Annotated in this window: 15 protein-coding genes; 10 read left to right on the forward strand and 5 right to left on the reverse strand. The window is 56.1% G+C overall.

Features of this window, described 5'->3' with window-relative positions; all coding sequences use genetic code 11:
• Positions 1 to 85: 85 nt before the first annotated feature.
• From secA to AC2D8V_RS16480, 3 genes are all read left to right on the forward strand, one after another.
• Positions 86 to 2,797: a preprotein translocase subunit SecA gene (gene secA, locus AC2D8V_RS16470; protein WP_484734679.1), complete on the forward strand. Its 2,712-nt coding sequence runs from the start codon at positions 86 to 88 to the stop codon at positions 2,795 to 2,797.
• A gap of 105 nt (positions 2,798 to 2,902) precedes the next feature.
• Positions 2,903 to 3,943 (forward strand): hypothetical protein, encoded by a 1,041-nt coding sequence (locus AC2D8V_RS16475; protein ID WP_484734680.1) that lies wholly within the window; start codon positions 2,903 to 2,905, stop codon positions 3,941 to 3,943.
• Positions 3,944 to 3,964: 21 nt separating this feature from the next.
• Positions 3,965 to 5,524, forward strand: a complete 1,560-nt coding sequence (locus AC2D8V_RS16480) for a phosphate ABC transporter substrate-binding/OmpA family protein (RefSeq protein ID WP_484734681.1) — start codon at positions 3,965 to 3,967, stop codon at positions 5,522 to 5,524.
• A gap of 3 nt (positions 5,525 to 5,527) precedes the next feature.
• Here the strand turns inward: AC2D8V_RS16480 and radC are convergent, their stop codons facing one another.
• From radC to dnaK, 3 genes are all read right to left on the reverse strand, one after another.
• Positions 5,528 to 6,241, reverse strand: coding sequence for a RadC family protein (gene radC / locus AC2D8V_RS16485; protein WP_484734682.1), 714 nt, complete (start codon positions 6,239 to 6,241; stop codon positions 5,528 to 5,530).
• Between the two features lie 179 nt (positions 6,242 to 6,420).
• Entirely contained in the window at positions 6,421 to 7,572 is a 1,152-nt protein-coding gene (dnaJ, locus tag AC2D8V_RS16490; RefSeq protein WP_484734683.1) for a molecular chaperone DnaJ, read from the reverse strand.
• A gap of 77 nt (positions 7,573 to 7,649) precedes the next feature.
• The gene (gene dnaK / locus AC2D8V_RS16495; RefSeq protein ID WP_484734684.1) at positions 7,650 to 9,560 is read right to left on the reverse strand and encodes a molecular chaperone DnaK; all 1,911 of its coding nucleotides are present in this window, start codon (positions 9,558 to 9,560) and stop codon (positions 7,650 to 7,652) included.
• A gap of 216 nt (positions 9,561 to 9,776) precedes the next feature.
• Between dnaK and AC2D8V_RS16500 the strand changes: the two genes are divergently transcribed.
• Positions 9,777 to 10,370, forward strand: a complete 594-nt coding sequence (locus AC2D8V_RS16500) for an alpha-ketoglutarate-dependent dioxygenase AlkB family protein (RefSeq protein WP_484735177.1) — start codon at positions 9,777 to 9,779, stop codon at positions 10,368 to 10,370.
• Between the two features lie 6 nt (positions 10,371 to 10,376).
• Here the strand turns inward: AC2D8V_RS16500 and AC2D8V_RS16505 are convergent, their stop codons facing one another.
• Both AC2D8V_RS16505 and AC2D8V_RS16510 read right to left on the reverse strand, forming a co-directional pair.
• Entirely contained in the window at positions 10,377 to 11,273 is an 897-nt protein-coding gene (locus AC2D8V_RS16505) for a glycosyltransferase family 2 protein (protein WP_484734685.1), read from the reverse strand.
• An 83-nt stretch (positions 11,274 to 11,356) separates the two neighbouring features.
• Positions 11,357 to 12,181 (reverse strand): ABC transporter permease, encoded by an 825-nt coding sequence (locus AC2D8V_RS16510; protein WP_484734686.1) that lies wholly within the window; start codon positions 12,179 to 12,181, stop codon positions 11,357 to 11,359.
• 119 nt (positions 12,182 to 12,300) lie between these two features.
• On the opposite strand from AC2D8V_RS16510, the gene cysQ reads away from it, so the two are divergent.
• The 6 genes from cysQ (at position 12,301) to AC2D8V_RS16540 (ending at position 18,999) form a co-directional block, all read left to right on the forward strand.
• Positions 12,301 to 13,098 carry a 3'(2'),5'-bisphosphate nucleotidase CysQ gene (cysQ, locus tag AC2D8V_RS16515; RefSeq protein ID WP_484734687.1) on the forward strand — a complete coding sequence of 266 codons (798 nt, stop codon included), beginning with the start codon at positions 12,301 to 12,303 and terminating at the stop codon, positions 13,096 to 13,098.
• Positions 13,098 to 13,898, forward strand: coding sequence for a 3-deoxy-manno-octulosonate cytidylyltransferase family protein (locus tag AC2D8V_RS16520; RefSeq protein ID WP_484734688.1), 801 nt, complete (start codon positions 13,098 to 13,100; stop codon positions 13,896 to 13,898). The genes cysQ and AC2D8V_RS16520 overlap by 1 nt, the downstream gene beginning before the upstream one ends.
• 206 nt (positions 13,899 to 14,104) lie before the next feature.
• On the forward strand, positions 14,105 to 14,998 hold the full coding sequence (gene galU, locus AC2D8V_RS16525) for a UTP--glucose-1-phosphate uridylyltransferase GalU (RefSeq protein ID WP_484734689.1): 894 nt from the start codon (positions 14,105 to 14,107) through the stop codon (positions 14,996 to 14,998).
• A gap of 76 nt (positions 14,999 to 15,074) precedes the next feature.
• Complete coding sequence (locus AC2D8V_RS16530) at positions 15,075 to 16,118, forward strand: glycosyltransferase family 2 protein (protein WP_484734690.1); 1,044 nt, start codon at positions 15,075 to 15,077, stop codon at positions 16,116 to 16,118.
• A gap of 197 nt (positions 16,119 to 16,315) precedes the next feature.
• Positions 16,316 to 17,302 (forward strand): glycosyltransferase family 2 protein, encoded by a 987-nt coding sequence (locus AC2D8V_RS16535; RefSeq protein WP_484734691.1) that lies wholly within the window; start codon positions 16,316 to 16,318, stop codon positions 17,300 to 17,302.
• A complete protein-coding gene (locus AC2D8V_RS16540; protein ID WP_484734692.1) occupies positions 17,299 to 18,999 on the forward strand; it encodes a DUF5927 domain-containing protein in 1,701 nt (566 codons plus the stop codon). The genes AC2D8V_RS16535 and AC2D8V_RS16540 overlap by 4 nt, the downstream gene beginning before the upstream one ends.
• Position 19,000: the final 1 nt, after the last annotated feature.

Below are 19,000 nucleotides of genomic sequence, written 5' to 3' on the forward strand. Positions count from 1 at the left end.
TAACGTTCACTTCTTTTTTTATGGGTACTGCTGAGGACGAGCAAGCAGATGACTGCCCATGACACACAGGTCCGCTGGAGATTGCATGCTGGGTTTCGGAACGATTGCGAAAAAGGTTTTTGGTACGCCAAATGACCGCAAGATCAAGGCAACACGGCCGATCATTTCAAAGATCAACGAGCTCGAGCCAGAGTTCGAAAAGCTGAGCGATGACGGTCTGAAAGAAAAGACCGAAGAATTCCGCAAGCGGATTGAAGCTGGCGAAAGCCTCGACGATCTTTTGCCTGAAGCCTTTGCCAATTGCCGCGAGGCCGCGCGTCGCGCGCTGGGCTTGCGCGCCTTCGATACACAGTTGATCGGCGCATTGTTCCTGCACCGTGGCAACATTGCCGAACAGAAAACGGGCGAGGGCAAAACTCTTACCGCGACCTTCGCCGCCTATTTGAACGGCCTGACGGGCAAGGGTGTCCACATTGTCACGGTGAACGAATACCTCGCAAAGCGTGACGCGGCTTGGATGGGTCAGGTATTTGCAGCACTGGGTCTGACAACAGGTGTCGCCTATTCGGACATGCCTGAAGAAGCAAAGCGTATCGCTTATGACAGCGACATCACATACGCAACGAACAACGAGCTTGGGTTCGACTATCTGCGCGACAATATGAAGTCAGAACTGAGCCAGATTTATCAAAAGCAGCACAACTTTGCGATTGTCGACGAAGTCGACTCGATCCTGATCGACGAAGCGCGGACACCTCTTATCATCTCGGGCCCTGCGCAAGACCGCTCGGAGCTCTACAAAACAATTGATGCGGTAATCCCGTCGCTGGAAGATCACCACTTCGAACTTGATGAAAAGACACGCAACGTCACCTTCACGGACGACGGTAACGAGTTTCTTGAAGGGCTCCTGAAATCCGAAGGCCTGCTTGAGGAAGAGCAAACTCTCTACGATCCGGAAAGCACGACCATTGTGCACCACATCAATCAGGGCCTGCGGGCGCACAAGCTTTTTCAGCGCGACAAGGATTACATCGTGCGCGACGATAATGTCATCCTGATTGACGAGTTTACCGGCCGCATGATGCCCGGGCGCCGCCTGTCCGATGGTTTGCATCAGGCGATCGAGGCCAAGGAAGACGTGTCGATCCGGCCTGAGAACGTCACACTCGCTTCTGTAACCTTCCAGAATTACTTCCGGCTTTACGACAAGCTGGCCGGCATGACCGGCACCGCGCTGACCGAGGCTGACGAGTTTATGGAAATCTACGGTCTTGGTGTGGTCGAGATTCCCACCAACAAGCCGATCGCGCGGGTAGACGAAGACGATCAGGTCTACCGTACGCAGGGCGAAAAATATCAGGCTATGCTTGAACAGATCAAGGAAAGCCACGAGAAAGGTCAACCGGCTCTGGTCGGGACAACCTCTATCGAAAAGTCTGAAATGCTGAGCAATATGCTCACGCAGGCCGGGATCAAGCACAATGTTCTGAACGCCCGCCAGCACGAACAGGAAGCCCAAATCGTTGCGGACGCAGGCAAGCTGGCTGCGGTAACAATCGCCACGAATATGGCGGGTCGCGGGACCGACATTCAGCTTGGTGGTAACGTGGACATGCAGGTTATGAATGCAATTGCCGCTGACCCTGATGCCGATCCCGATGCGATCCGCGCCAAGATCGAGGCGGAACATGCAGATGAGAAAGAAAAGGTGCTGGCCGCGGGCGGGCTTCATGTTCTGGCGTCCGAGCGTCACGAAAGCCGCCGGATCGACAACCAGTTGCGCGGACGGTCCGGTCGTCAGGGTGACCCTGGCCGGTCATCGTTTTATCTGAGCCTTGAAGACGACCTGATGCGAATCTTTGGGTCAGAAAGACTGGAAAAGGTTCTGACGACTCTCGGCCTTAAAGAAGGTGAAGCGATTGTTCACCCTTGGGTTAATAAATCCCTCGAGAGAGCACAGGCAAAGGTCGAAGGACGCAACTTTGACATCCGCAAGCAGTTGCTGAAGTTCGACGACGTCATGAACGAACAGCGGAAAGTCGTCTTCAGCCAGCGCCGTGACATTATGGAGGCCTCGGACCTGTCTGAGATTACTACCGACATGCGTCATCAGGTGATCGACGACCTTGTAGATCAGTATCTGCCGCCTAACACCTATGCTGACCAGTGGGATGCTGAAGGGCTTTATGCGGCGACCATCGAAAAGCTTGGCGTCGATCAGCCTGTGCTCGAATGGGTAGAAGAAGAAGGCGTGGATGACGAAATGATCCGCGACCGCCTGATCGAAGCAACCGACAAGTTCATGTCCGACAAGGCAGAGCAGTTCGGTGCCGAAAATATGCGGAATATTGAAAAACAGTTGCTGCTGCAGTCCATTGACAGCAAGTGGCGCGAACACCTGTTAACACTGGAGCATTTGCGTTCTGTCGTGGGTTTCCGCGGTTATGCCCAGCGTGACCCGCTTAATGAATACAAAAACGAATCGTTCCAGCTTTTCGAAGGCATGCTCGACAGTTTGCGCGAAGATGTGACCCAAAAACTGTCTCAAATCCGGCCGATGTCGGAGGAAGAGCAACGCGCTATGGTAGAACAGATCCGTGCACAGCAAGCCGCCGCGGCCGCTGCGGCCGCCGGTGCTGTTCCCGCATCACCCGAGGTGCCGGAGCAAACCGGCGAAGCCCAAGCAGGCTTCGTTGAGGATGACCCTGCCACATGGGGTGATCCGGGCCGGAATGATCCGTGTCCTTGCGGGTCTGGAAAGAAATTCAAGCACTGCCACGGCCGTCTCGCATAGACAATTGCCTTTATCTTGCCCGATTGTGTCCTTGTGCATGTCACAACAGGGCCGTCTTTACGTTTCATTAACAATTCGACGGAAATCGTTAAGAAGGCGTATTAGATGTCTCGGAAAACTGAAATTATGACTGCGGCCTGCACGTTAGGGTGTGCTGTCGGTATCGGTTTTGTAATGCAAAACGGCGAAATCGCCGAGTTGCGTTACGGCTCGGGCGAAATTACCGCGATGTCGACCACACCGCTTGTCGGCAAACCTGCAGTACCGCTACGCGTCACCGACCTCAGCATTGCGCCGGAAGAAATCGAAGAGACGCTTGATGCAGAGAACATCACGCTGACATCTGCCAAAATTGACATCCTGCCGGAGCCGGTCGAGCTACGCACGGGCGTCATTGAGGTATCAGCGCCAGCGTCCAGCATCGACGATATTGACGCAGGCAGCCATGACATTGCCCGTGCGCCGGACTGCGAGTTGACAGCACGCGCAACACCGACGGCTGGTGCCATGGTGGATGTAACGCTTGAAGCACCCTGCTATAGCGGTGAGCGCGTCGCGATCAGACATGAAGAGATGAATTTTGCCCAGAACCTGTCGGCGACCGGTAATCTGAAAGTGACGGTGCCCGCACTGGTCTCGGATGTGAGTATCTCCTTCTCATTCCTGAACGGCGAGGTCATCACGGCATTTGCAGATGTTCCCAGTGTCCCACTGTACGACCGCGTCGTGCTTCAGTGGCAGGGCAATATAGGGGCGCAAATCCATGCGCGTGAATTCGGGGCCGAATACGGCGCGGAAGGTCACGTCTGGGCTGGTGCGCCGCGTGACTTTACAGCGGTTGTTGCCGGGGCTGGCGGTTTTCTGACGTCGCTGGGCGATCCGGCTTCGCCCAAGCCAATGCTTGCCGAGGTTTATACCTTCCCATCCGGGCTTGCGAAAACCGAAGGTGGCGTGGCGCTGACGGTTGAGGCAGAGGTTACCGACGATAACTGCGGGTCTGAATTGCGGGCGCGTACATTCCAGTATTCTGGCGGCAAAGAGATATCGTCACAGCACATGAGCCTTGCCGTACCGAATTGCAGCGCTGTCGGTAACTTTCTGGTGTTGAATAATCTGCTGCAAGACCTGACAGTTGCACGAAAGTAGCAGCAAGCAGGATCAACCCTCATGCATACGAAATGTGCGGCCCTCGGTGCCGCACTTTTGTGGTTCACAAGTGTCGCCTTGGCGGCAGCACAGGATATCACACTGACATCACGCGACGGGCAGGTCGAAATCTCCGGCACTTTTTTAGGGTTTGATGGCGAGTTTTATCGTGTTCAGACCGCCTATGGAGAGCTGACGGTCGATGGCTCGGGCGTGCGTTGTGACGGGCCTGCATGCCCCAATCTGCAGGATTTCGTCGCCGAACTGTCGATTTCTGGCTCGGCCACGATGGGTGCAGTACTGATGCCAGCGCTGGTCGAGGGGTTCGCCCGCCAAGCAGGTTTGGATGCCCGGCGCGAAGACCAAGACACAACACATTTCATGTATTCCTTGTCAGACTCGGAAAATAAGTCGCTGATCGGTCAGTTTTCGTTCCGTTTGACCAATGCAAACGAAGGTTTTGCTGATCTGTTGGCAAATGAAGCTGACATCGTCATGTCGCTACGCGAAATCAGGTCGGACGAAAGCCTGCGTGCCGCCGAGGCGGGCATGGGTGACCTGAAGGATGCCAATCGGTCTCATGTGTTGGCACTGGATGCGGTTGTGCCGATCGTTGCACCGGGCAATCCGGTCCGTGAAATTTCACCAGAGCAGTTGGCGCGGGTTTTTTCCGGCCAGATCGTGAACTGGCGCGAACTGGGTGGTCCCGACGCGGAAATTGGGTTGTATGTGCCTGACGATGACACCGGTTTGGGGCAGGCGATGGCCGATCAGGTTCTGAAACCGGTTAGTTTTGATGTGGCGCAGGGCGCGCAACGGCTGGATACCGGGCAGCAGATTGCAGAGGTGGTACGTAGCGATCCTTTTGGCCTTGGTGTTACCAGTTATGCTGAAGTGGGCGGCGCGCAGGCACTCACGCTAACCGGTACTTGTGGTCGGACACTGCGCGCCACGCGCCGGTCGATCAAAACGGAAGATTATCCGCTCACCGCTCCGATGTTTTTGTACACACCTGCGCGGCGATTGCCGCAAGTTGCACGCGCATTTTTGGCGTATGTCCGCACGTCTGAGGCACAGGTGGTGATCCGCCGTGCCGGATTTGTGGATCAGGCCCCTGAAGAAATCAGTGTCGACGCGCAAGGAGACCGTTTTGCCAATGCCATTTCAGCCGCGGGGTCAGAGGTGCCTTTGGCCGAACTACAGCGCATGACCGCAATGCTCAACGGGATGGATAGGTTGACCACGTCATTTCGCTTTGAGAGAGGATCGGCAAAGCTTGACGCACAGTCGAGAGCAAATGTGGTTCAACTGGCGGCTCGGCTTGAGCAAGGGCGCTATGATGCCCGACGTCTCCTGCTTGTCGGGTTCAGCGACGGGGAGGGCCCGGCAACTGCAAACCGCGCCATCGCGATGGAGCGTGCAATTGCCGTGCGCGCCGCAATTGAAAAGGCGGCCGAGGCTGTTGACCTCAGCCGGGTCAATATCGGTGTTGCGGCCTTTGGGGAGGCGCTGCCCATGGCCTGCGATGACAGCGCATGGGGCCGTCTGGTCAACCGACGGGTCGAGGTTTGGGTCCGGTGATGGTCACAAGTACCCTTCTGACCTAAAGCTGAGTTCGCGCGACTTTCCGATGATGAGATGATCGTGCAGCGTGAGACCCAAAGCGTTGCAGGCAGCCGCAATCTGATCCGTCATGCTGATGTCGGATTGAGACGGTGTCGGATCGCCAGAAGGGTGGTTATGGACAAGAATGAGTGCACTCGCGTTCAACTCCAGGGCACGCTTGGCAACCTCTCTGGGGTAGACAGGCACGTGATCAACCGTTCCCTTGGCTTGCTCTTCGTCGGCAATCAGAACGTTTTTGCGGTCAAGGTACAGCACACGAAATTGTTCGGTTTCGCGGTGCGCCATCGTGGTGTGGCAGTAGTCGAGCAGCGCATCCCAACTAGACACCACATGCTGCTGTAGCACACGAGACCGCGCCATGCGCTGTGCCGCAGCTTCGACCACTTTCAGCTCTGTGATAACGGCCTCACCGACACCGGGGACATCGCGCAACCGTGCCAAGGGTGCCGAGAGAACACGATTGAAATCGCCAAATTGCGCCATAAGCGCATGTGCGAGAGGTTTTACATCGCGTCGTGGGATCGCGCGAAACAGGACCAGTTCAAGCAGTTCGTAATCCGGCAGGGCCTGCGCACCCCCTTGCATGAACCGCGTGCGCAAGCGTTTGCGATGATCACCGATGTATGACGGCACCTGACCACTGGGAAGTGGCGCAGGTTCTGCTTCATCCATCAAGAATGGCAACGGCGTTTCTTCAAATCTCTTGGGCTTGTCGACCATGCCCCAAGTCTAGAAGTAACTTGGTTTATGGCGTGTTAACGATCACCCGAACGCATTGCGCCGCCCGTGAGGGCGGCGCGATGTAACGGTTAGGCCGCAAGATGCAGCCGGTGCGACTTCAACCTGAAAAATCAGCCTTTCATGCTGTCCCAGAAACTTTTCACAGACGAAAAGAAGCTGGAGCTTTCGGGGTTGTTGTTTTCAGAAAGCTCGTCGAACTCCTGCAGGAGTTCTTTCTGGCGCGCGGTCAGATTAACCGGAGTTTCAACGGCCAGTTCGATGAACATATCGCCCGACCCACCGCCGCGCAGGGCAGGCATACCCTTGCCGCGCAAGCGCATCTGGCGCCCTGACTGGCTGCCAGCCGGGATTTGTACGCGACCGCGGCCGCCATCGATAGTTGGTACTTCGATCGACCCGCCCAATGCGGCCTTGGCCATAGACACGGGAACCCGGCAGAATAGGTTCGAGCTTTCACGCTGGAAAAGTTCGTGGTCAGCCACATCGATAAAGATATACAGGTCCCCTGACGGGCCGCCCCGCATTCCAGCTTCACCTTCGCCTCCGAGACGAATACGCGTGCCGGTTTCAACACCCGCCGGGATGTTGACGCTGAGGGCACGATCCTTTTCGACACGCCCTGCGCCCTGACAGCTTTTGCAGGGGTTCTTGATGATCTGGCCCAGACCTGAACAGGTTGGGCACGTCCGTTCGACCGTGAAAAAGCCCTGCTGAGCGCGCACCTTACCCATACCAGAGCACGTCGGACAGGTCGTCGGCTCTGAACCGCCCTCGGCGCCGGAGCCCGAACAATTGTCACAGGCAACCGACGTGGGTACGTTGATGGTCTTTTGCATGCCGCGGAAAGCATCTTCGAGGTCGATGCGCAAATTGTACCGCAGGTCGGAGCCGCGCGCTGCGCGGTTTCCACCGCCGCGCCCACCGCCGGCAAAATTGCCAAAGAGATCGTCGAAAACGTCTGAGAAGGCTGACGAGAAATCGCCATGACCGCCTCCCATACCGCCACCTGGACGCCCGCCGCCGCCGCCCATACCACCTTCAAAGGCGGAATGGCCGAACCGGTCATAGGCTGCTTTCTTATCCGCATCCTTCAGGACTTCGTAGGCCTCGTTGGCCTCCTTGAACTTGGCTTCTGCATCCGGGTTGTCTTTGTTGCGATCCGGGTGCAGTTCCTTGGCCTTAGTGCGGTACCCTTTTTTGATTTCATCGGCAGAGGCACCTTTGGCTACGCCAAGTACCTCGTAATAGTCACGTTTTGCCATGAAAATATCCCCTCGGTGGAACGTGACGGGCCGACCCTGAGGCCGGCCCGATCATAGGTTCCGGGTTTCGCACGCGATCAGGCGCGCTTGTCGTCGTCGAGATCTTCGAACTCAGCGTCTACGATGTCTTCGTCTTCGCCGTGCGGTGCGTCAGCAGCTTCGGCCACGTCCTCGCCGTCTTCCTGCGCGGCTTTGTAGATTGCCTCGCCAAGCTTCATCGCAGCCTCGGTTACGTTCTGAATGCCGGATTTGATCTTGTCCGCGTTGTCGGTCTCAAGCTCGTCCTTGAGAGCGGCAATTGCCAGTTCGATTGCTTCGATTGTGGTCGGGTCGACCTTGTCGGAGTGCTCTTCCATCGATTTTTCGGTCGAGTGGATCAGGCTCTCTGCCTGATTTTTGGCGTCGACGAGCTCGCGGCGGGCCTTGTCGGCCTCTGCGTTCTCTTCGGCATCCTTGACCATCTTTTCGATGTCCTCATCAGACAGACCGCCTGAAGCCTGGATCGTGATCTTCTGCTCTTTGCCGGTGCCTTTATCCATCGCACCAACCGACACGATGCCATTGGCGTCGATATCAAAGGTCACTTCGATCTGTGGCAGGCCGCGTGGCGCCGGAGGAATGTTCTCCAGGTTGAAGGCGCCAAGGATTTTGTTATCCGCCGCCATTTCACGCTCGCCCTGGAAGACCCGGATCGTCACCGCGTTCTGGTTGTCTTCGGCGGTGGAGAAAATCTGGCTCTTCTTGGTTGGGATCGTGGTGTTGCGATCGATCAGGCGGGTAAACACGCCGCCCAGCGTTTCAATCCCGAGTGACAGAGGCGTCACATCGAGCAGAACAACATCCTTCACGTCCCCTTGCAGAACGCCGGCCTGAATGGCCGCACCCATGGCGACAACCTCGTCAGGGTTCACACCCTTGTGCGGCTCTTTGCCAAAGAACTTGGTGACTTCTTCAACCACCTTCGGCATCCGCGTCATACCGCCGACGAGAACAACCTCGTCGATGTCAGAGGCAGACAGGCCCGCATCTTTCAACGCGTCTTTGCATGGTTTCAGGGAGGACTTGATCAGATCACCTACAAGGCTTTCCAGCTTGGAGCGGGTCAGCTTCATCACCATGTGCAGAGGCTGGCCGTTTGCGCCCATCGAGATAAACGGCTGGTTGATCTCGGTCTGGCTCGAGCTGGACAGTTCTATCTTGGCTTTTTCGGCAGCTTCCTTGAGGCGTTGCAGCGCCATCTTGTCAGCTGTCAGGTCGACCTGATGCTCTTTTTTAAACTCTTCAGCGAGGTAGTTTACGATACGCATGTCAAAGTCTTCACCACCGAGGAACGTATCACCGTTGGTGGATTTTACTTCGAACAGGCCGTCGTCGATCTCAAGGATGGTCACGTCAAAGGTACCGCCGCCAAGGTCATAGACTGCGATGGTCTGCGTGTTTTCCTTGTCCAGACCGTAGGCGAGGGCAGCTGCTGTCGGCTCGTTGATAATCCGCAACACTTCCAGGCCGGCAATCTTGCCTGCGTCTTTGGTGGCCTGACGTTGAGCGTCGTTAAAGTAGGCAGGGACCGTGATGACGGCTTGCGTGACTTCTTCACCAAGATAGCTTTCGGCTGTCTCTTTCATCTTTCCGAGGATGAAAGCAGAAATCTGGCTCGGGCTGTATTTTTCGCCCTTGGCCTCGACCCATGCATCACCGTTACCCCCGTCGATGACGGCGAACGGCAGGTTTTTCTTGTCTTTGGCAAGATCGGCATCGTCGTTCCGACGGCCAATCAGGCGTTTGACGCCAAAGATCGTGTTATCAGGGTTGGTGACGGCCTGGCGCTTGGCGGGTTGGCCGACAAGGCGCTCGTCGTCGGTAAAGGCCACGATGGACGGTGTGGTCCGGGCCCCTTCGGAGTTTTCGATGACCCGTGGCTGCGAGCCGTCCATGATGGCGATGCAGCTGTTTGTTGTTCCCAGGTCAATACCAATAACTTTGGACATGTTTTGATCCCTCATTTACTCAAGGCGATGACGCGAAGCGTGAGCCCATTTTGGCGCCGTTGCTCCGCTGGATTTACGCTCGTGGCCGCAGCCGCGAGTGGTTCGCAGCGTATATAGGGAGGGGACCCCCCACCTGCAACCTTTCGACCCCTTCTTCGCAGGGTTTCTTGGGCTAATTTGTTGCACGTTTGCACAGGAGAATGATCAGTGACGCAAATGACGGTCGCAGGTTTCGTGATTCACAAGGGTTTTCTGGACAAGGCGGCCCAGCAGCAAGTGGTTGAGGCGGTTCGCGGCGTCGTGCGCAAAGCGCCCTTGTTTGCACCCGTCACGCCGCGCGGTAAGCCTATGTCGGTGCGGATGACTGCCGCTGGTGAATATGGATGGATCACTGACCGTCGCGGATACCGCTATGATACTGTGCATCCAAACGGGGGTGCGTGGCCACCGATACCGGACCTGATCATGGATATCTGGAATGGTGTCAGCGGCGTCGAGCGTCGCCCCGAGTGCTGCCTTGTCAACTTCTACGGCGAAGGGGCTCGCATGGGCATGCATCAGGATAAAGACGAGGGAAGCTTCGATTACCCCGTGGTGTCGGTCTCGCTCGGGGACGAAGGCCTGTTTCGCATGGGAAGTCGCGAAAGGGGCGGCAAAACACAATCCCTATGGCTGCAGTCTGGCGACGTTGTCGTCATGGCTGGCGATGCGCGCCTCGCGCATCATGGCGTAGACCGTATCCGGTTCGGCTCTTCCTCGCTCTTGGACGGTGGTGGTCGGTTGAACCTGACTTTGCGGGTTGTCACCTGATCCGGGTCACAAGACGTGAGCAAACCGTTCCGGCAGCCGGTACAGCTTGTCATCGTCGATGTTGCCGTAGATGAAGCAGTTTGGTTTCTTTTCGACCTGCTTGAGCATCTGTGCCCGTATTTCGGGCAAGGCGAGGCCCTCACCCGCGAACGTTAGACGCTCGAGTATCTTGCCGTGGTTCTTGTCGGCGGCGTAAAATCCGCGCCCGGCGTCACCATAGCCGTTGGTTACCTTTCCTGACCCCAAAACAGTCTCTACCCTGTCGTTTGTGCGCTCTTCTATGGTCGCACTGTCAAAAAACTTGAGATGGATCGTGTAGAGATCATCCGGCAGGTGCCGTTCCTTGAGATTGTTGAAATGCCCACCCGCACGGTAGACCACCGGCGCGCGTACGAGGCAGGGTTTGCTGTAGTTGCGATTAGGTCTGAAAGTGCGTCGCCGCGACAGAATCGACGCTTCGGCTGTGATCGGCAGATGTTCGTCTTCCGGATAATGTACCAGATCAAGACACATCGGCGCGATGTTTATCGGCGCGGTTTCGGGATCCCAGTACCGGGCTTGCAGATGATCGACGAGCCCTGCGGATACGTCAGGGTCGACAACGACAAGCTCGTCAACGTCGGCGAGGATCATCCAATGGTAGAACTGGAGCATCCCGGACGTAAAATTGCTCAGCATGCGCCATCGGCGCCGGTCGAACCGGTGCATCGTCTCGTCGCGGGGAATATTGATGACGTTGGCGTCAGGCGCAATGCGCCTGTGTTCGGGATCACCGCCGTGGCTGAATATGTAAAGGCTCTGCGCACCGACCTGTGATTTGTAGTACCGGTACCAACGCTCGAGAAAGAAATAATCGCCATGCACCATGGTCGCCACACCGAGGGGCTGCTTGGTATCGTCCATATACGTTCCGTGCTGGTTTGTTTGCTGCTGCCTGCACCATGCTTGGGCCGTAATCAGGCTCTAAGCAAGAGAAAATCCGGCACCTAACGCTTGGCGCCCCAGCTTACCGAGGCATGGCGGCGGGTGTAGAATTCGCCCATCAGCCCGATCATCAGCAGCACCACACCAACCCACAGTGCATACTCCCAAGAGGTGTAGCGCGGGTTGTAATTGATAAAGGCAAACCCGCGCGCCTGATCGATCGTGTGAAATAAAGGGTTCCAGTCAAACATCGCGAGCATAAAGCCGGGCAGCGTGTTTGCGACAAACATCTTGCCCGACGCGATCATATTTGCGCGCTGATAGATCGTTGTAAAAATACTGACGAACTGAGGAAACCATGGCTTGATCGACAGCAACACAACCCCAAGCGCAACGCCGACGAACCAAGAGATCAACAGCATCCCGAAGGCGGCAAAGGGTTCTTCGATGGTGAAAGGCGTGAATGCCACGTGATACACGAACAAGATAATCGCCATGGAAAACACCTGAATATACAGCGAACCAACCGCGGCCGCCGCAATCGTGATGATGGTGTTGAGTGGCGCGTGCTGCATCATGGGGCTGGTCGGCCCTTCGGACCCGACAACCGCGCCAAGCGCCTTGGTATGGGTCAGAAACAGGAAAATCCCGGACATGATGTATAACAGAAAGTCGCCACGCAAGGCGGCGCCGCGCAATCCCAGTACAGAGAACATCACGTAAAAGGCCATGACAAAGATGATTGCCTGCAAAAGGTTCGTACCGATCGCCCAGAACGCGTTGTTGTGACTTTTGCGGACTGACCTGACCACCGAATGGTAAATCAGTTCCAGTATGGTCAGTGTTGCGCCCAGGTTGCCCTGTCGCTTCTGTGTGCTTTGAAACATCTCTGCCGAGCCTCGTGATCTTGGGCACAGTTGCACGGAATTCTTGCTGTTCCGTTACGCCGGCAGCATAAGAGGCTTTGAGAGTTTAGGCAATGACGGTGCCGAAAGGGAAAATCGCAATGAATTATAATGAGTTAGTAGTTGAAATGCGCAGGCTTTCGCTGCTCGCGGGTGCCCGGATCATGGAAATTTACGAGGGACCGGATTTTGACGTCAAGCTGAAGTCCGATGAGAGCCCGGTGACAGAAGCGGATGAAGCAGCGGATGCGATTATCTCGGCGGGGTTACGCGCGGCTTTTCCCGGCATTTTGTTAGTGACAGAGGAGCAAGCCGATACACACGGTGAAAAAGGCGACACCTTTCTGATCGTTGATCCGCTGGATGGAACCAAGGAATTCATTCATCGGCGTGGCGACTTCACCGTCAATATTGCCTTGGTGGAGAACGGCATTCCCACCCGTGGAGTTGTATTTGCGCCGGCAAAGGGGCGGATGTTCTTCACAAACGGTGAAGGGAAGGCTGTCGAGGAAACCGGGCCGCTCGACCTTTCTTCTGTGGGGGAAACACGCGGAATATCAGTCTCTAATCCGGATAATTCGGCTCTTTTGGTGGTCGCATCAAAGTCCCACCGCGATCAGGCAACGGATGACTATATCAACCAGTATGCCGTATCAGACAGCAAAAGCGCGGGCAGCTCGCTCAAGTTCTGTCTTGTGGCCACGGGGGAGGCGGATCTCTATCCCCGCTTGGGGCGCACAATGGAATGGGACACAGCCGCAGGTCATGCGGTTTTGCGCGGCGCAGGTGGCGATGTTGTCCGCTTTGATGACCATACGCCTTTGCGTTACGGCAAACCCGGCTATGCAAACCCGTTTTTTATCGCCCACGCGCCGGGCGTTGTGTTAAAGCCAGCGTAATGTCTGTTCTGATCGCAATACCCGCCCGTTTCGCCTCTAGCCGCTATCCTGGAAAGCCCTTGGCCAAGCTGCGCGGCGCATCAGGTGTTTCACGCAGCCTTATAGAACGCAGTTGGCTTGCAGCGTGCTCTGTGGCCGGCGTTGACCGCGTCGTCGTGGCAACAGATGACGACAGGATACGCGCAGCATCCGAAGCTTTCGGCGCCGAAGTGGTCATGACATCAAGTGGCTGTCAGAATGGCACCGAGCGCTGTGCCGAGACGCATAAGAACCTTGGCGAAGGCTTCGAGATAATCGTTAATCTTCAGGGGGATGCACCACTAACGCCAGCTTGGTTCGTCGAGGATCTCGTGGCCGGGTTACGCGCCGCGCCCGAGGCGGATATCGCGACCCCTGTACTGCGATGTGACGGGGCCACGCTGAACGGATTTCTCGATGACCGCAAAGCCGGACGGGTCGGGGGTACAACAGCTGTTTTTGCGGGCGATCACCGGGCTATGTATTTTTCCAAGGAAGTGATCCCCTTCACAGCCAAAGACTATAGCCCGCAAGAGGAGACACCGGTTTTTCACCATGTGGGCGTTTACGCGTATCGCCCCAAGGCCTTGGCTGAGTATCCGACGTGGCCCGTTGGCCCGCTTGAAACGCTCGAAGGGTTGGAACAGCTCCGCTTTATGGAGAACGGTCGCTCGGTCCTGTGCGTTGAAGTCGAGGCACGCGGTCGTCAGTTCTGGGAACTGAATAATCCGGAAGATGTTCCGCGGCTTGAACGCATGATGGCCGAGATGGGCGTGGAATAATTTCCTGTCGCTGGTACCCGTCTCATAATCGAAAGTATTTTCATTAAAAAATGGAAACGATGACCGGAAAATTCGGTATCATTTCTATAAATCGGCAAAAATATGGGAATTTGTTGAGATTATTCTCCGTTGTGCTTTACCTGCCGTGTGTGTTCGTGTTCTGAAACCGGTGGGTGAGTGTAAAAACGAGTACGAGAGGAAGATAGATGCAGCGCAAGGTCACAACAGCGGTTTTTCCCGTCGCCGGCATGGGGACGCGGTTTCTACCGGCGACAAAATCGGTACCGAAGGAAATCATGACTTTGGTGGACCGTCCGTTGATCCAATACGCGATCGACGAGGCCCGGGCTGCGGGCATCAAAGAGTTCATTTTTGTCACGTCGCGGGGCAAAGGAGCCTTGGAAGACTATTTTGATCACGCGCCGCAGTTAGAGCGTGAGTTACAGAAAAAAGGCAAAAAGAAGCTGCTTGAAGTCCTTGAGACGACCAACATGGACAGCGGTGCAATCGCCTATATCCGTCAGCACAAGCCACTGGGGCTTGGGCACGCCGTTTGGTGCGCACGCCGTTTGATCGGTGATCAGCCGTTTGCCGTTATCCTGCCCGATGACGTGATCGCAGGGGAAAAACCCTGCTTGCAACAGATGGTCGAGGCTTATGAAGAAACAGGCGGCAACATGGTCGCCGCGATGGAAGTTCCACCGGAAAAAGCGTCATCCTATGGCGTTCTGGATATCGACGAGGATATGGGGTCGATGGTCAGCGTAAAAGGCATGGTCGAAAAACCAGCGCCCGAGAAAGCGCCTTCAAATCTTGCCGTAATTGGCCGGTACATCCTCGCGCCTACGGTGTTGGACGCGTTAAACAACCTTGATAGCGGTGCGGGCGGTGAAATTCAGCTGACCGATGCAATTGCCAACGAGATCGGATCAGAACGCGGCGTTTACGGGTACAGGTTTCAGGGCCAGCGGTTTGATTGCGGCTCTAAAGCAGGGTTTTTGCAGGCGACTGTCGCATTTGGTCTGGCGCGTGACGATCTCAGAGATGACCTGTCGGCCTATCTCAACGATGTGGTCGCGATGAACAAAGCCGCAGAATAGGCGATTGATCGGCGCCGTTTGCCTTTGCGCTTTCTATTGCCGCAGTGTCGCGCGGTAATCCGATAGGGCGGCTTGGGTGAACGGCTTGGCATCAGAACTGAACAGACTTTGGTCCAGGTACAAGTTGCGCATCAGGCGCAAACGGCTTTTGCTGCGCGCTTGGAGAAAGCGGCGGGAACTACAAAGCGTCAGTCGAAAAACCGGCAGCATTGCAGATCGTGACGTCTTGCTGTTCGCTTGTGTCCGCAACGAAGCACTAAGACTGCCGTATTTTCTCGAACACTATCGGGATTTGGGCGTTGGTCATTTTCTGATTGTCGATAACGGCAGTACGGACGGCGGCGACAAATGGCTGGCGGAACAACCGGATGTGTCTCTGTGGCGTACTACGACAAGCTACAAATCAGCGCGGTTCGGAATGGATTGGCTGACGGCCCTGTTGTGGCGGCATGGCAGCGGACACTGGTGCGTGACCGTCGATGCGGACGAGCTTTTGGTGTACCCGGATCATCAGCGTCGCGGTCTGCCTGAGTTGACCACTTGGTTATCGGCACGAGGGGTGCGGCAAATGGGTGCTCTGATGCTGGACCTTTACCCAAAAGGGCCGGTACGTGATGCGACATACGCTGCCGGAGACGACCCCGTTGATGTCGCACCTTGGTTTGATGCTTATGGATACTGGGTGCAGCGGCAGCAGAAGATGGGCAATCTTTGGTGTCAGGGCGGTCCGCGCGCGCGAATGTTTTTTGCGGATCAACCTGAAAAAGCGCCGACACTAAACAAAATCCCGCTCGTCTTTTGGGATCGCGCCTATGTCTATGTGAATTCCACGCATAATGCCCTTCCCGCTAGCCTAAACCAGACGTGGGCGGAGCAGGGAGCACGAGAGGCGGTAAGCGGTGTTCTGCTCCACACGAAGTTTCTTGCCGATGCGCCAGCGCGGGCCGCGCTTGAACGGGAGCGCGGCGAGCATTTTGCCGATGCCACGCACTACCAACAGTTTTATGATGACATGTCCGAAAATCCGGATTTCTGGACGCCGCAATCGCACCGCTACAGCGGTTGGGAAGAGCTTTTGGATCTCAGACTGATGTTTGCGGGCAACTGGCTAAGTCGCTAGATCATCACCGAAACGCAGTTCTGCCAGTCGCCCGTTGCGAAATAGCCCTTTTTAGGCAATAAATCTTAAATAAGTCGCGATTAGAAACAACGCGGCAAATACCGAACCGGACAGGTGGCATCTAGGGGGAGCGTCAGCGGTCCGGCAGAGGCGGTGGCAGAGAAGGAATAGGCTTGGGTATTCTGGGGTCTTACCGGATGCGTTGGGCGCGTAAGCGCCTGCGTTTTCGTGCCCGAAGAAAATCTCATGAATTGCGCCGTGTTGCCGATCGCACCAGCCAGATCAAGCCGGGTGAACTTCTGCTGTTTTCCACCCAGAGAAACGAGAAAGTGCGCCTGCCGTTCTTTCTGGACTACTACCGCGACATGGGGGTTACCCACTTTCTGATCGTTGACAACGACAGCACCGATGGCACGCCAGACTATCTGGCAGCGCAGCCTGATGTGTCGGTGTGGCAATCGCGGGCGAGTTACAAAAAATCGCGGTACGGGGTCGATTGGCTCAACTATCTGCAAAGCCGGTATGGCCACGGTCACTGGTGTCTGACGGTCGATCCGGATGAGTTTCTGCTTTATCCGTTTTGCGATACGCGGCCACTGAGGGCGCTGACGGACTGGCTTGATGCCTGCTCGATCAGGGCGTTTAGCGCGATGCTGCTGGATATGTATCCCAAGGGCCGGCTCGAAGACCAACCATACCTGCCGGGCCAAAACCCGATGGATATTGCCTGCTGGTTCGACAGCGGCAATTACTCCATGTCGCGCAACCATCTTTACGGCAACCTCTGGATACAAGGCGGTCCGCGCGCGCGGATGTTCTTTCCCAAAGAGCCGGAACGCGCACCGGCGCTCAACAAGATACCTCTGGTAAAGTGGGACAGGCGGTACGCTTATGTTCACTCTACACATATGCTTCTGCCCCGGGGCCTGAACCTCGTTTACGACGAGTGGGGCGGCGAAAAAGCTTCTGGTGTTTTACTGCACGCCAAGTTTCTTGACACTTTCGCCGATAAAGCCGCCGAAGAGATATCTCGCCAACAGCACTATGCAGAAAGCTATGAATACAGAGCCTATGCAGAGGGTTTGCGTGACGATGGGCAGATTTGGTGCAACTGGTCTGAAAAGTATATCAACTGGCGGCAGTTGGAAATCCTTGGCCTGATGTCCAAGGGAAACTGGGCATGAGCGTCGGGATCGTCATGCTGGTTCACACGGCATTGGGCCGTGCGGAACAGGTCGTCCGGCATTGGTCGGCATCCGGTTGCCCGGTTGTGATCCATGTGGACAAATCCGTGCCGCGCAAGGAATATGATGGCTTTGTCCGGGCCTTAGCCAATGTGCCCACGGTTCAATTTTCCAAACGGTTTCGATGCGAATGGGGCACGTGGGGCATCGTTGCAGCAACGCAAGCTGCGTCAGAACAAATGCTGCGCGAGTTTCCCGGTGTGCGTCACGTCTATCTTGCATCGGGTTCCTGTTTGCCGCTGCGTCCCGTGCAGGAATTGATCGATTACCTTGCAGTTCGCCCGCAAACCGATTTCATCGAGAGCGCGACGACCGCGGATGTACCCTGGACTGTGGGTGGCCTCGATGCAGAGCGCTTTACACTGCGGTTTCCCTTCTCTTGGAAGAAAAACCGATACCTTTTTGACAAATACGTGCAGTTGCAACGGCGCTTGCGGGTCAAGCGCATCATTCCGAACGGGTTGGTGCCGCACATGGGATCGCAATGGTGGTGTCTGACGCGGCAAACCCTGTCGGCCGTGCTGCAAGACCCATCGCGCGCCGAGTATGACAAATATTTCCGGCGCGTCTGGATTCCGGACGAAAGCTATTTTCAGACGCTGGCCCGGCAATACTCGATCAAGATCGAAAGTCGTTCGCTCACGCTGTCAAAGTTCGACTATCAAGGTAAGCCTCACATCTTTTACGACGACCACCTGCAGCTTTTGCGCCGGTCCGACTGTTTTGTCGCACGCAAGATCTGGCCGCATGCAAACAGGCTCTATGACGCGTTTTTGACAGATGCTGCCGGTGCGATGAGCAAGCAGGAACCGAACCCGGGCAAAATCGACCGGATTTTTGCCAAGGCTGTCGAACGCCGCGTGCGGGGACGCGCCGGACTTTACATGCAAAGTCGTTTTCCGCGCGAAGACTGGGAAAACGGCGTCACTGCCGCGCCTTTTTCGATGTTTCAGGGGTTTGCAGAGCTTTTCGAAAACTTTGAACCTTGGCTGGCCAAGGCTACGGGCGCGCGGGTGCATGGTCATCTCTTTGCGCCGGATCGGGCTCATTTTGCGGATGGGCAAACCTCCATGAACGGGGCGCTCAGCGATAGCGCCACGTTGCGGGACTATAACCCGCACGGGTTTCTGACCAATCTTATCTGGAACACCCGCGGCGAGCGTCAGTGCTTTCAATTCGGTCCGGCGGACAATCAGGCAATCAACTGGCGCATCGCCAAAGACCCCAATGCGCAGGTGTCTGTCATTACAGGGGCTTGGGCCGTGCCGCTTTTCCGGTCAAATGCCAATTTTATCGACCTGCGGCAAGAGGCCGCCCGGTTGCAAAAAATCGAAAGCGACCATTTGGATGTTCTGCGTTCAACCTGGACCAAGGCGCGGGTCAGGACATGGACAATGGCCGAATTTATCGAAGCTCCGATGGAACCGTTGCAGACAATCCTTGACGAAATCGCCCCAAGCACACCGCGTCGGCTGTCAGAGGCGCCACGCATGGTAGATTTGTCGGGGTTCGGGCAATTCCTGCAAAATCTGAAAAACCAAGGCATGCACCCGTACCTCATGGGCGACTTTCAGGTGGACCCAAGCGCAGCAACGCATCGCGAGGTGCAAAGACCCAAACCCTATCTGGTACGCTGAC

This window comes from Roseobacter sp. YIN89 (assembly GCF_057219365.1).

Coding starts and splice junctions, on each gene's coding strand:
- secA (WP_484734679.1), top strand. CDS start 86: ATGCTGGGTTTCGGAACGATTGCGAAAAAGGTTTTTGGTACGCCAAAT.
- AC2D8V_RS16475 (WP_484734680.1), top strand. CDS start 2,903: ATGTCTCGGAAAACTGAAATTATGACTGCGGCCTGCACGTTAGGGTGT.
- AC2D8V_RS16480 (WP_484734681.1), top strand. CDS start 3,965: ATGCATACGAAATGTGCGGCCCTCGGTGCCGCACTTTTGTGGTTCACA.
- radC (WP_484734682.1), bottom strand. CDS start 6,241: ATGGATGAAGCAGAACCTGCGCCACTTCCCAGTGGTCAGGTGCCGTCA.
- dnaJ (WP_484734683.1), bottom strand. CDS start 7,572: ATGGCAAAACGTGACTATTACGAGGTACTTGGCGTAGCCAAAGGTGCC.
- dnaK (WP_484734684.1), bottom strand. CDS start 9,560: ATGTCCAAAGTTATTGGTATTGACCTGGGAACAACAAACAGCTGCATC.
- AC2D8V_RS16500 (WP_484735177.1), top strand. CDS start 9,777: ATGACGGTCGCAGGTTTCGTGATTCACAAGGGTTTTCTGGACAAGGCG.
- AC2D8V_RS16505 (WP_484734685.1), bottom strand. CDS start 11,273: ATGGACGATACCAAGCAGCCCCTCGGTGTGGCGACCATGGTGCATGGC.
- AC2D8V_RS16510 (WP_484734686.1), bottom strand. CDS start 12,181: ATGTTTCAAAGCACACAGAAGCGACAGGGCAACCTGGGCGCAACACTG.
- cysQ (WP_484734687.1), top strand. CDS start 12,301: ATGAATTATAATGAGTTAGTAGTTGAAATGCGCAGGCTTTCGCTGCTC.
- AC2D8V_RS16520 (WP_484734688.1), top strand. CDS start 13,098: ATGTCTGTTCTGATCGCAATACCCGCCCGTTTCGCCTCTAGCCGCTAT.
- galU (WP_484734689.1), top strand. CDS start 14,105: ATGCAGCGCAAGGTCACAACAGCGGTTTTTCCCGTCGCCGGCATGGGG.
- AC2D8V_RS16535 (WP_484734691.1), top strand. CDS start 16,316: ATGCGTTGGGCGCGTAAGCGCCTGCGTTTTCGTGCCCGAAGAAAATCT.
- AC2D8V_RS16540 (WP_484734692.1), top strand. CDS start 17,299: ATGAGCGTCGGGATCGTCATGCTGGTTCACACGGCATTGGGCCGTGCG.